Here is a 13,029-nt window from a genome sequence, read left to right as displayed (position 1 = left end):
GCCAATATTCATGGCTTCCGCAAAATCCATGGATAAACAACAAAGTTTCTGCACCTTTCCCGGTATCTATGTAGGAAAGCTTGCTATCTGTCATAATAATCCCTCATTTCCTTTACTAATCATTCAGTAACGTTATTCCCTATAGACCTGTATCTGAAACCCAACAGTGCATTCACATTTCTTCATTCCTCACATAGCCTATAGGCAAAGGAATTTTTTAGAAAGGAGCACCGTGATGACCTCTTCTGAAAAAAATAATAATCGGAATCGAATAGAACCCTTTTCCCATTTCATTAACAAAATGGATCGGCTGTTTTCCGAGAGGCCCCCTAAAGGCATGCTGCAATCTCTTGACGATTTCTTCGGTTCGGCGAAAGAACGCAGCTTTCCGGTTGATGTTCACGAAACGCATTCAGAATATACCGTTACTGCCACCTTGCCCGGAATTGGACGCAGCCAAATATCAATTGATGTACTGTCCCATGCCGTAACCATATCTGCAAAGCATGTAGGTAGAAAGCATAAAAATCAAGGATTGTTCCAAAAGGAAGTTACAACCGGTACTTTATCAAGAACCATTTCCTTTCCAAAGCCGATTGATGAAGCCAAAGTGACCGCGCGACATCGCGATGGCATCCTCACGCTTAACCTACCCAAGGTCAGGGGAAATCGGATTGAAATTCATTAGGCATGAATAAAAGCAGACTTTAAAAAAGTGGCTGGTCACTTATAAGTCTGCTTTTCCTTTATTCACTATTTAAGCTTTGAAGAAGCCCCCTACTCCTTTGACCATAGAAGATACTTGAGAAACAGTATTCATCATTTGTCCGGCTGTGTTCATCATCTTCGTTATATCCATGGAGCCATCTTGTGTTTTGAATTGATTCATGACCGATTTGAAACCCGATGGCTGGGGTTTTTGCATGAACTGCTGCTTAGGATATGGATTATGGGCCTGCTGCTGACTTTGCGGAGGTCTTTTAGCTGGCTGTAACGGATTGGCGAACGGACTAAAAGCTTGCGGCTGCTGATTGGAGTGGGTCGGGTACATTTGTGCCATCGGCTGCATTACACTGTTGCCCGGATAAGCACCCACAGGCATCGCCTGCTGCTGGACTTGTTGAAATGGATGATAGGCCGCCTGTTGATAAGGATCATGATATGGTGTCATATAGCCCCCTGTATCCTGTTGATGATATGGATACATAAATGATTGTTCATGATTATGATTATTTGGCGGAGGATACGGCATTGGCTGTTGGTACCCTCCCCAATATTCCGGCATTGGTTGAGGAAACTGTCCTTGATTTGGGGAGATTTGGTTAAAACCGGATCTCATCATGTCAATGAGCCCTCCTCTTTTTTCACTACATGGTTCTGATAATATATGAAAAAAGAGGGAATAAAGTGTAGGCGTTTTTATGATAAAATTCGATCGATTTCCGTTTTTACATTATTAAGGATGAATTCGACCGATTGGACGTGGCTTTTAAATCGCTTATAACTTGTTTTAGGAAAAAATGCCTGAACGGCCACATCAGAAAGGTTATGGGCGGTTTGTTCGATTTGCTCGGGGAAAAGATGCCTGAAATCGGTTTCTTTCATCCACTCCTTCATTCCTGTTTCCCATTCGATACATGCGGTCCTGACCAGGTCTGCAAACGGCTTGACCTCCGAAAAGAAATCCTTTTCCTCCCCTTCCTTGCGTACACCCTCATAAATCTCATCAGCTTTGTCTGTATATTGTATTAATTGTTCTGTTAATAGCTGCATTTTTTCTTTTTGCACATTAAATTCCTCCGTACAATTGTTTCCCTTAGTATAATCCAGTTTTTTATAAAATGATATTCCTCCGGCTTATACGGGCAATTCCTTGAAAACCTTGTGCTTTATCATTCTTTTTTCCGGGACAATGGAAAAGGAGTGGTTTGGACCTTCAGCATTTACCCAATAATCCTCGGCTTTCTCAATGGCTTCCTGGGCTTCATTAACTAATGTATATTGCTCCGCCCATAGTTTGCACCGCACTGTATTTACAGTTTCCCCATATGAAATTTCCAAACGATCCAGGCTGGTACTGATCTCAGCTATCATCCTTAATATCTCTTCTGTTGCGACACTTTTATTGACCATGCTGATCCCTCCCATTCTTTACCTGTACTATTCTTTTTTTTATCTGAAAGCCCTTCATGACTGACAAAACTAGAAGGGAATCGGCAAAGAAAGTGCAATTCACTTAATTTATTATGCCCTTCGACAACAATGGCAGAATGAAGAATGCAGTTTTAAACAAGAATACAGACAGGAGGTGATTTTATGCAGTCGAATGAAAGCAGACAGCAAAAAAACGAAAAACGACAAAAGCCGCCCACTAAAAAGGCAGGAACGGGAAACCCGAAACTTAGTGGAGAAAACCGCCCCTCTACGTGAGACATAAATACTGAACGATAAACAGGGAAGGCTTAATTTACGCCTTCCCTGTTTCCAATTATAAAATCAAATTTTTGATTATTGCAGCCATGTGCAGCTGCTTTTGTTTATCGTCATACCATTCGGTCAAATGCGGGTCTTCTTCCCATTTGGCTTCAATGAGCCATTTTTTTTTAATCCTTTTTTTCATATCCCATTGCTCTGTTTCCCCTGCCTGATGTTGAATCACTGGATATACTCCCCTCAGCATCGGGGTTTCATGGTACCTAGGCTTTTTTCGATATTGTTCATAATCATATCGGGCACCCGTTGGTTCAGTCCTGCAGGAAAATTCAAAAAAGCGCGGAAACAAATCTTCAGAAAATAAAAGGCCAGCCAACCTTTTCCCCAATTCAATCCTTTTATCTAAATTTCTAAAATGCGAAACCGACGAGCCATACAGTTCTCCATTGCAAGTAGGAAATAAAACAGTGCTGAAATGCATCCAGTCCTGCAGGAAAAATAATAGAGAATGAAAAACGAAAGATTGCTTTTTAATAACCGGTTCTTGAATGATGTTTTGTTCATTTATGATAAGCGCAGTGACTAATTTTTCACGATTTCCATGTTTCCAAAAGGAATACCATTCGTTCTTCATGAATTTGGTAATAAAAAAATAATGACATAAGTGAAACAAAGGGCGTCCATACTTCGTCGAATAATGATAGAGAAGTAATTGGGGATACGCATCTTGGAATATTCTCCAGTTGGCTTCTTCATACGTTAGGAATAAGTGTTGCCTATATTTATGGCCAAGCAAATGGGAAAACCAAATTCCTTCAAGATCACACATATTCCAGCCTGCATTCCTAGAAACCATCCCAGCTAAAAAAGACCATTGTATTTCTGGATGCATTCTAAAAAATTGTTCATATGCTTGTGTTCTTGATATATTATCCCTATTCCCTTTTGCGGTTTGGGCTCTTATGGATTGGAGCAATTGCTTTTCCGTCTTGAACATTTGCATCTATGAGTCCAGCCTTTCCATAGCGATGAATTGTGACATATAGTTGTACATAAATCCTATCGTTCTAAGAAACAATTCTTTTTATTCACATTTTGGATTCTTTTTTTGCTAATATAGAAAAGTGAAAAAAAAGGAGGGGTAAAAGTGGCATTTCATTATCCCAACGGACGAAAGTTTGTACCGCAGGCTATGGAAGAAAAGAAAAGCCCACTAAAAAAAGTCAGTTACAGCAACCGGGGAAAAACATTGGAAGACGATTTGAACGAAACCAATCAGTATTATTTAGCACACGGCATTGCCGTCATCCATAAAAAACCGACACCCATTCAAATTGTCGATGTCCACTATCCGAAAAGAAGTGCTGCAGTCATTAAAGAGGCTTACTTCAAACAAGCATCGACCACCGATTACAATGGTGTTTATAAAGGAAAGTACATTGATTTTGAGGCAAAGGAAACGAAAAACAGCAGTTCGTTCCCTTTGAAGAATTTTCATGACCATCAAATTGAACATATGAAACATATCGTTCAGCATGACGGAATTGCGTTTGTCATCATCCGGTTTTCCGCAATGGAAGATATATATCTAATGAGTTCTGAACAACTGAGTTTTTATTGGAAGAGAATGAAAGAAGGCGGACGCAAATCCATCACTCTTCAAGAGGTTGAAAGCAGTTCCCGAAAGATTACTCTTGGCTTTCAACCGAGAATTGACTATATTAAAGTAGTAGATTCGCTCATCGCAGAAAATTTTTAGTTTTTTAGAAAGGCAGGTTAGCTGTAATGGCTGAAAAATATAATACTAGAGAAGAACGCCGAAAGCAGGGGCAAACTCAAAAAAAGGGACAGAACAAAGGTCCTAAGAAGCCAACCAATATGCTTAAGCGCATTTTCCTTATACTTGTTACAATCGGAATTATAGGCTTGGTTACCGGAGGAGCTGCAATGGCTTACTTTATAAGCGATGCTCCAAAACTTGATGAAAAGCTTTTGAAAGATCCGGTCACATCCAAAATTCTCGATGAAAATGGTAAATTGCTAGCTGAAGTCGGAACAGAAAACCGGGATTATGTAAATTATGAAGACATTCCCGATCTAGTCGAAAATGCTTTCCTGGCTACGGAAGATTCCCGCTTTTATGAACACCATGGGGTGGATTTCTTACGTCTGGGCAGTGCCGTCATCGCCAACGTCAAACACGGATTCGGCTCAGAGGGTGCAAGTACATTGACCCAGCAGGTTATCAAGCGTTCTTATTTAACACCTGATAAGACCATTAAGAGGAAAGTCCAGGAAATGTGGCTATCCATACAGCTTGAAAGAAAATATACAAAACAAGAAATTTTCGAAATGTATGTGAATAAGATTTTCTTTGCAAACCGTGCCAATGGGATCTTAACTGCTTCCCGAACTTATTATGGAAAAGATCTAAGCGAATTGAAATTGAACGAAGCGGCCATGCTTGTAGGTTTACCGCAAAGCCCAAGCCGTTATGACCCTTATAAACACCCTGAACGCGCGAAAGAACGCCGTGATATTGTCCTTCACTTAATGAATAAACATGGATATATCACTGAAAAGGAAATGAAAGATGCACAAAGCATCGATATAACAGAAGGACTTCAAGAAATCGATAAAAGCCAAAAAGACACGACTGCTTATGATGCATTCATCGATTTGGTCATTGAGGAAGTCGGGGATATGGGAGACTATAACGTCTTTACCGATGGTTTGGAAATCCAAACGACCATTGATAAAGATGCCCAAGAATATGTCTATAAAATGTTGAACAGTGATGAAATCATCAATTATCCAAGTAAAGATCTCCAAGCTGGAGTCACATTACTAGATACTGAAACTGGTGAAATTAAAGCAGTGGGCGGCGGCAGGAACACGACGGTTAAACGCGGCTGGAATTATGCAACGGATGCCAAGCGTTCACCAGGTTCGACCATTAAGCCAATTCTGGATTATGGTCCTGCCGTAGAATATTTAAATTGGTCCACCTACCATCAAATCAAGGATGAGGAATATACGTACAGTAATGGAACACCGCTTAAAAATGCTTCCGGACGACATTATGGTACTGTAACCACTCGTGAGGCACTGGCACGGTCATTAAATATTCCTGCTTTAAAAACGCTTCAAGCAGTAGGATTGGACCGGGCACGTGATTTTGCCACTGATCTTGGCATTCCTTTCGACAAGGAAATTACCGAATCGGCAGCATTGGGCGGCGGTAAGGATGTTTCTACACTTGAACTTGCCGGTGCATACAGTTCATTCGGAAACAACGGTATCTATAATGAACCGCATAGTGTGAAAAAGATCGTTTTACGTGATAAAACAACCATCAAAAACAAGACGGAATCAAAGCCGGTCATGAAAGATTCCACAGCTTTCATCGTGACGGACATGTTGAAAAGCGTCATGAAAGAACCTTATGGAACAGGAAGGTTAGCCAATATACCTAGTCTCCCTGTAGCCGGTAAAACGGGTTCAACCAATTTCACGCCTGAACAGCGTGCAAAGAACAACATCCCATCTTCCGGTGTAAAAGATAGCTGGATGGCGGGTTATACAACCAATTATACAGTTGCGGTTTGGGCTGGTTATGATAATGCATCTGGTGAGCAAATGGAATATCTGGGCGAATCATCTCAAAGGATCCCTAAATTCATCTTTAAGAATTTAATGGAACATATGGCTCAATCAAAAGAAACGAAAGACTTTGATCAACCTGACAGTGTTGTGAAGGTTGGAGTCATCAAAGGTTCGAATCCAGCAGTTAAAGCCAATGAATATACACCAAGCAGTAAAATCACTTATGAATATTATGTTAAAGGTCACGAGCCAACACAAGTGACGACAGAATATGAAAAAATCGACTCACCTGGCATTAACGCTTCTTACAACCAGGAAAGCAATGAAATCAATCTATCATGGTCATATCCAAAAGGTAATGGGAATACCCAATTTGAGGTTAAGATGTCCGTGGACGGCGGAGCACAGAGCGTATTAAAAAAATCGAAGGATACTAGTTTAACGATCCCTAATCCAACCCCTGGAAGTAAATATACTTTCTCAGTGGTAGCTCTAGTTGATAACCAACAAAGTGATCCTGCGAGTACATCTGTCACAATACCTGCTGAAGCGGAAGACCCTGAAGGTACTGAGGAAGAGAAGATTGAAGATCCGGCCGAAGGTGAAAATCCGGAACTAGAAACTCCTGCTGAAGGTGAAGAGGATAAACAAGGCGAAGATAAAGACAAAGATAAAGATAAAGACAAAAATAACAATGGCGAAAACGGCAATAACGGTAATAACGGAAACAATGGCAACAATGATAATAATGGCAACAACACTGATGACGGAAATGGCAATAAGGGTGATGAGGACGTCGAAGGCGGGGATGATGTCACTGACCCAGGAACGGTAGAAGAGGAAAAACCAGTCGAAACCCCTGATCCTGACCCTAACCCGGACCCAGATCCAAATAAAGATACGGAATAAATATATTATAAGGATTGACAAAAACGTCTAAGCTTTTAGCTTAGACGTTTTTTGGGCTGTTCTTATTTTTGATCATGAACTTCACATATCGTTTTTCAAATTCTCGGAACAACTCACTAAGCTGTCTATATGAATGAAAAAAAGCCGGTCTAGCAAGGATGAATGAAAGCCTTTCATCCATATTCACCGGAATATCGTTAAAGGATTCTATTTGGACCCGGAGATCATTCAATACCACTGGCTTCCCATTCATCCAGTAGACTGCGGTTAAAAATAAACCGATCCCCTTCTTCATGAGTCCCAAAGTCTGGCCCACTTTTCGCTCGGAAAATAGCAAACTGCATTCTGAATCAATTCCCTTCCATATTTCCAGAAGTTCCTTTACATGGATTGCCCCATTAGTCCAAGGAGCATACGCCTCTACATTATTATAATAAAGTAACTCATAAGGGAAAGCCTCGAATGGGATCGTTTCACTCCAACCTGCATACCGCTCTTTTTCCAAGATCGATTCCTTTTCAGGAAAAAACAAAGAATGGTCCAATTCTTTAGGAACTTTTAATGATATGGACTGCGTCAATTGGCTTCTTTCCTTTTCATTCTTTTTTTTCCTTCACGGCATAATTCGAGAAGCGGACAGGTTTCACATCTTGGTGACTGGGCCTTGCAATGATAGCGTCCAAAGAATATCAGGCGGTGATGCGTAACGGACCATTCATCCTTCGGTATCTTAGCCATCAACGTTTTCTCAACATCGAGGACACTATCCTTCCAACGGCATAATCCCAAACGCTTGGAAACACGCTCTACATGGGTATCCACAGCAATCGCTGGCACATCAAAAGCAACGGAAACGACTACATTCGCCGTCTTTCTGCCAACGCCAGGCAATTTAACTAGCTCATCACGATCTCTGGGAACTTCCTTACCGTATTCTTCGATCAGCATGTGCGACAGCTTTTGTATGTTCTTCGCCTTGTTACGAAACAAACCGATTGAGCGAATGTCATTTTCCAACTCTTCTATCGGAACGCTTATGTAATCCTCAGGCGTTTTATATTTCTGAAATAAATCCTTCGTGACTTTATTGACTAATACATCCGTACACTGAGCTGACAGGGCAACAGCAACCACCAATTCAAATGGATTGGAGTGATTCAGCTCACAATGGGCATCCGGAAACATTTCACCCATCGTATCCAGACAATATCGAATTTGAGCTTTATTCAACATATTGGTTCTCCTTCAATTTACATTACTGCTCGAGCCAGTTATAGAAAGGCACATCCTTCAACGGTTGTGCAGTCTCCGTCTTTCGGTCCCTCTTTTGGTGAGCTCTAAATTTTTGTCCTTGCTCCCTTGCTTGTTCCAAGGTTTTAATTCCATTCTTTTTCCACTCGAATAAAATTCGATCAATGTATCGGAAATTCAATTTTCCAGAAATGACAGACTCCCTCAGAGCTGACTTAATGATCTCAGGTTGATGGTCGTCTTCCATCCACATTGCCAATGTCTCACATTCAAATGGAGATAAAGGGCGGCCGAACTCCTGTTCAAATATCGTATAAAGGCTCTCCCCCGCTTTTTGGATTTCAGCAGACTCTGACTGTTTCAAAGTTTTCAAGAAACAGTCCATCATTTTTTCATAAAGTGGGGACAACGAATATTTTTCCTGCCCGATTTCTTGGCTTTCCTCAACCACCATTTCAACAAATCCCCTTTGGACTAAACGCTGGATCAAGAATAGACATTCCGTTTCCTGCAATGTCATTCGGTCAGAAAGTTGGGATGGTGCAGGGAAATGGTTACCTTTATCGATGAAGCTTTGCAATTGTAATAATAGGACCATTTCTTGTTCATTCAGTCCCATTGTACGATAGTTAGTCAACAAAAAGGATGGAATCGTTATCGTTCCTTCCTTAAACCACGCATATAAATGTTCTTTATTCATGTTTTTGGACACCTCTGATTAAGTATAACATGAATAAGGCTCTCCGAATAAGTTTATAATTTTAACAAAAAACGGTTATCTGCCAAATATGGCAGGATAACCGCTTCATTATGGAATCAAGGATATAATCGATTTAATAGACGTGGGAATGGGATGGTTTCACGGACATGCTCGACTCCACTGATCCATGCAACGGTGCGTTCTAATCCCAAACCGAAGCCTGAATGCGGTACAGAGCCGTATTTTCTTAATTCCATATACCATTTGTAAGCATCTTCGCTCAAGCCATGCTCATTGATTCTCTGTTCAAGCAATTCCTGATCATGAATCCGCTCTGAACCGCCAATTATTTCTCCATAACCTTCCGGAGCAATCAAATCGGCACAAAGAACCACTTCTTCCCTGTCAGGATCTGGCTGCATATAAAAAGGCTTGATTTTGGTTGGGTAATGAGTAATGAAAACAGGCTTATCATAACTTTCCGCTATCGCAGTTTCATGCGGAGCTCCAAAATCATCACCCCATTGAATATCATCAAATCCTTGTTCATGAAGGAACTTAATGGCTTCATCATATGTAATTCGCGGGAAAGGAGCTTGAATTTGTTCAAGCTTCGATGTATCACGGCCAAGTGTATTTAACTCAAGCTGACAGTTTTTCAATACGGATTGGATGATCGAAGAAACGAATTGCTCCTGGACCTCCAGATTTTCTTTAAATTCGATAAAAGCCATTTCCGGTTCAATCATCCAGAACTCGATTAAATGTCGTCTTGTTTTGGATTTTTCTGCCCTGAAGGTGGGACCAAAGGAAAATACCTTCCCAAGTGCCATGGCAGCCGCTTCCATATAGAGCTGACCACTCTGCGAAAGGTATGCATCCTCATCAAAGTATTTAGTCGCGAACAACTCACTCGTTCCTTCTGGTGCGCTTCCGGTTAAAATCGGGGGATCCACTTTAACGAAACCTTCTTCATTAAAGAATTCATATGTAGCACGGATTATTTCATTCCGGATTTTCATGACTGCATGCTGCCTTTTTGAACGCAGCCACAAATGGCGGTTATCCATTAAGAATTCGGGACCATGTGCTTTAGGTGTAATGGGATAATCCACTGATTCATGAATGATTTCAATATCTTTCACCTGTAACTCAAAACCGAACGGCGATCGTTCATCCTTTTGAATGACACCTGTTACATACAAGGATGACTCTTGCGAAATCGATTTCGCACGAGCGAAAATTTCTTCACCCACTTCAGCTTTCACGACCACACCTTGAATGAAACCAGAGCCATCACGGATTTGAAGGAAAGCAATTTTCCCACTGGAACGTTTGCTGGCAAGCCAGCCTCCAATGGTAACTTCTTGATCGACGAATTTGCTAGCATCTTTTATTGTAATTTTCACGGAATTTACCTCCAAAAATAGCTTAACTTACTAATGAATTTACTCTACTTATTATACCCATAGCCCTGCTTACAAGCAAATAAATCAATTGAAGCGGAAGTTCCAGCCCTTTGTATCACTCTCATTATGTTTTTGCGGCGTATTCGCATGATTGCATGGTAGATTACTTCATTAATGCCCATGCTCTAATTACAGTAAAATCATCTCGGTATATGAATCGATCGACATTTCTATTTTTAAACAAAGGATTGATCCCATCAACCAATGGTAATCATTTTCGCCTTTAACAAGGTTTCAAATGATGCATATAATTGAAAAGCACTTTTAGGATTTCTTATTTGGCAGGAAAGCAGCTCTTCAAGTTTTTTGATCCGATAGCGTAAACCACTCATTGAAATGCTCAATTCCTTCATGCTGGATTCAAGATTTCCACCGCATTGCAGAAATACATAAAGCGTTTTCAATAATTCATTCATTTTTGGATCTTCTTTCATCAATAAAGGACCCAGCATTTTCTCAGCTTTTTGCAGGACCGCTGAAGTACTCCCAGTATGCATTAAAATGGATAGCAGATCGACTTCTTCAAATTTGGTAATATCCCGAGCTCCTTCATTCATATTCAAGGCGGTTAAAGCTTCTTGAAAAACATCGTGAGCCCGTTCCAATTCATCACTTATTGTGCTAAGCCCCATTTTAAAATTATATCCGCTGAAAACAGTATTTAAGTAATTGATGCATTCCTTGGTTAGGAATTGAAATTCATTTCCAGGTCTCAGTGGTATAAGCAATACGATATTACCATCCCTTAATGCTGTTAAGACGACTTGATTCCGCTTCTTAAAGAAACTATATATCTCTTCGATGATTTTCTGCTGTATGAAATAGTCATTCTCTGTCCCCCGATCGGAGGAAAAGCGATAGCCCAGCACCGCAATGGTGAAAGGATGATCCAATGAAGCGGCTACATACATGCTTTTTTTGATTATTTCTTCTCTAGAAGCAAACTCTCCATTTAATATTTGTTCAAGAAATAACCCTTTTACCCTTTCAAGAGCTTCAAAACTGCTTTTCTCATTTAAGAGGAATAAGGAACCGGTCATGGACACCCTCTCAAGAATCATTCGATTGATTTCCAGGTTCGTTTTTCCTTCGACTTGATCAGATTGCACAAAGGCACAATAGCCATAAGTTTTATTTTGTAACGTTATGGGAGTATAAAGCAGATCCATCCCATCTTTTACGATTCTTCCGGTTTCCAAAGTGACGGGACCATATTCCCTCATTAATTTTAGCTGATTCCTCACTTCCCTCACCTTCCCTTTGTGAAAGCCAGCATGATAAACCTGATTGCCATTGAAATTCTCCATCAACAAAGGTATTTTTGTTTTCTGATAAACCATCCTCACTATGGATTGAAGGCTTCTTCCGTTAATTAACTCTTCTGTCAGCAAATTATGAATATCCATCACTTTTGACAAACTATTGCGTTCCTCCAGCAGCTTTTCATATGTTACGGCAAGCTCTTGAACAATCGGTTCGGTTTTATAATATTTCAACTCATCCTGAATCTCCATGCCCCATAAATGTATCGATTTACCTTCGTATCTACACTCTGATTGCCCTGCTCCCTTGCAGGCACTTTCCTTGAAAATCACTTCATGACCGCAGACCGTTGAATAAAATCCACTTGCATAACCCGTCAATGTATAACAGACTGGCTTTTCCGCGATGCCTGTCTGGGTGATGTGTTCCTCTGCTTCATAGGAATTCACCCAAAACCCTTCCACTTTTACAGAGTGCACTTCCGCTTGACTATCCATCGATAATTCTAGATTCATAGTATTAACTTTTGTATAACCTTGCAGCATATGTAAAATGGGGCCTTGCCTCAGTATTTCCTTAACCGTTGATATATTCCCTTTTAGTGCCTTTTTAGCATCATTGACCCCGATATTCCAGCCATAACGTATTAAAAAAGACTTCATTCTTTCAAATCCAATATTCTCGATCAAGTCCTTTCTTAAGGTACCGAAAATTGAAGAGGAAGTCAGGATCATCCTCTCATCATTTAAATGAATTTCACCATCATCATTCTTAAGATTCAAAAGATTCGTCATTATTCCCCCCGGCTTTCTTTTTACATAATATTATACTTTTTCCACACCCTACCTATCAAGATAAATGTAAACGCATTCATATTATGCATTGGTTGAAAAACCGGCGGGAGTCCGATACAAACCATTCTTTTTCACGTTTTCTTAATCAGATTAATTCATTAGAAGCTGGATCAAACTTCAACATTAATGTCTTCATATGCATTTATCCACTTATCATTTGTCCAGCCATGGAGGTCATAATCGTCCATCGCCAAGTCCACAAAAGCTTTGAATTTATCCGATTGTCCATTTAAATCTGCCATTTTCATGGTTTCAAGCCTAATATTTTCATGGTTACCCGCATAATTGATTTCATATAATTCATTCCTGCCACCAAATTCCGTTCCAATGGAATCCCATATGAGTTTCATCAGTTTTACCCTTTCCACTGCCGAAACCCCACCTGAGCCCTTATAATATTTATCGAGATACGGACGGACCTCAGGGTTTAAAAAATCCTTGGAGCTTGATGGGAGTTGAATGAGATTACCAGCTACAACCTGTTCAAATATCTGTTTCACCTTTGGCCAAACCATTGGTGCGAACACCCTATATGCAGTTGCAT

13 protein-coding genes are annotated in these 13,029 nt (G+C 40.4%); 3 read left to right on the top strand and 10 right to left on the bottom strand.

Annotated features, from left to right (window positions below; genetic code table 11):
* Nucleotides 1-235: 235 nt before the first annotated feature.
* On the top strand, nucleotides 236-688 hold the full coding sequence (locus tag ACFVSH_RS17320) for an Hsp20/alpha crystallin family protein (RefSeq protein ID WP_387597524.1): 453 nt from the start codon (nucleotides 236-238) through the stop codon (nucleotides 686-688).
* A gap of 69 nt (nucleotides 689-757) precedes the next feature.
* Here the strand turns inward: ACFVSH_RS17320 and ACFVSH_RS17315 are convergent, their stop codons facing one another.
* The 4 genes from ACFVSH_RS17315 to ACFVSH_RS17300 all read right to left on the bottom strand — a co-directional run bounded on the left by ACFVSH_RS17315 (nucleotide 758) and on the right by ACFVSH_RS17300 (nucleotide 3,436).
* Complete coding sequence (locus ACFVSH_RS17315; protein WP_387707074.1) at nucleotides 758-1,342, bottom strand: YppG family protein; 585 nt, start codon at nucleotides 1,340-1,342, stop codon at nucleotides 758-760.
* A 77-nt stretch (nucleotides 1,343-1,419) separates the two neighbouring features.
* Nucleotides 1,420-1,788, bottom strand: a complete 369-nt coding sequence (locus tag ACFVSH_RS17310; RefSeq protein WP_387707073.1) for a YppE family protein — start codon at nucleotides 1,786-1,788, stop codon at nucleotides 1,420-1,422.
* 69 nt (nucleotides 1,789-1,857) lie between these two features.
* Nucleotides 1,858-2,133: a hypothetical protein gene (locus tag ACFVSH_RS17305; protein ID WP_260285968.1), complete on the bottom strand. Its 276-nt coding sequence runs from the start codon at nucleotides 2,131-2,133 to the stop codon at nucleotides 1,858-1,860.
* Nucleotides 2,134-2,488: 355 nt separating this feature from the next.
* Nucleotides 2,489-3,436, bottom strand: coding sequence for a DUF2515 family protein (locus ACFVSH_RS17300; RefSeq protein ID WP_387707071.1), 948 nt, complete (start codon nucleotides 3,434-3,436; stop codon nucleotides 2,489-2,491).
* A 144-nt stretch (nucleotides 3,437-3,580) separates the two neighbouring features.
* Between ACFVSH_RS17300 and recU the strand changes: the two genes are divergently transcribed.
* Entirely contained in the window at nucleotides 3,581-4,192 is a 612-nt protein-coding gene (recU, locus tag ACFVSH_RS17295; protein ID WP_387707070.1) for a Holliday junction resolvase RecU, read from the top strand.
* A gap of 26 nt (nucleotides 4,193-4,218) precedes the next feature.
* The gene (locus ACFVSH_RS17290) at nucleotides 4,219-6,948 is read left to right on the top strand and encodes a PBP1A family penicillin-binding protein (protein ID WP_387597533.1); all 2,730 of its coding nucleotides are present in this window, start codon (nucleotides 4,219-4,221) and stop codon (nucleotides 6,946-6,948) included.
* Between the two features lie 40 nt (nucleotides 6,949-6,988).
* Here the strand turns inward: ACFVSH_RS17290 and ACFVSH_RS17285 are convergent, their stop codons facing one another.
* The 6 genes from ACFVSH_RS17285 to ACFVSH_RS17260 all read right to left on the bottom strand — a co-directional run.
* Nucleotides 6,989-7,528: a YpoC family protein gene (locus tag ACFVSH_RS17285; RefSeq protein ID WP_387707068.1), complete on the bottom strand. Its 540-nt coding sequence runs from the start codon at nucleotides 7,526-7,528 to the stop codon at nucleotides 6,989-6,991.
* A complete protein-coding gene (nth, locus tag ACFVSH_RS17280) occupies nucleotides 7,525-8,181 on the bottom strand; it encodes an endonuclease III (protein WP_076365732.1) in 657 nt (218 codons plus the stop codon). Before nth ends, ACFVSH_RS17285 begins: the two co-directional genes overlap by 4 nt.
* 22 nt (nucleotides 8,182-8,203) lie before the next feature.
* Entirely contained in the window at nucleotides 8,204-8,899 is a 696-nt protein-coding gene (locus ACFVSH_RS17275; protein WP_192205307.1) for a DnaD domain-containing protein, read from the bottom strand.
* A gap of 116 nt (nucleotides 8,900-9,015) precedes the next feature.
* Nucleotides 9,016-10,308, bottom strand: coding sequence for an asparagine--tRNA ligase (gene asnS, locus ACFVSH_RS17270; RefSeq protein WP_260285978.1), 1,293 nt, complete (start codon nucleotides 10,306-10,308; stop codon nucleotides 9,016-9,018).
* A 257-nt stretch (nucleotides 10,309-10,565) separates the two neighbouring features.
* Nucleotides 10,566-12,425 (bottom strand): XylR N-terminal domain-containing protein, encoded by a 1,860-nt coding sequence (locus tag ACFVSH_RS17265; RefSeq protein ID WP_387707066.1) that lies wholly within the window; start codon nucleotides 12,423-12,425, stop codon nucleotides 10,566-10,568.
* A gap of 170 nt (nucleotides 12,426-12,595) precedes the next feature.
* Nucleotides 12,596-13,029 (bottom strand): 4-hydroxyphenylacetate 3-hydroxylase C-terminal domain-containing protein (locus ACFVSH_RS17260; RefSeq protein WP_387707065.1); only part of this gene is annotated, 434 nt, incomplete at its 5' end.

Origin of the sequence: Peribacillus sp. NPDC058002 (assembly GCF_042886655.1) — a bacterium.
GTDB lineage: Bacteria > Bacillota > Bacilli > Bacillales > DSM-1321 > Peribacillus > Peribacillus aracenensis.
This window is presented reverse-complemented; position numbering and strand designations above follow the sequence as displayed.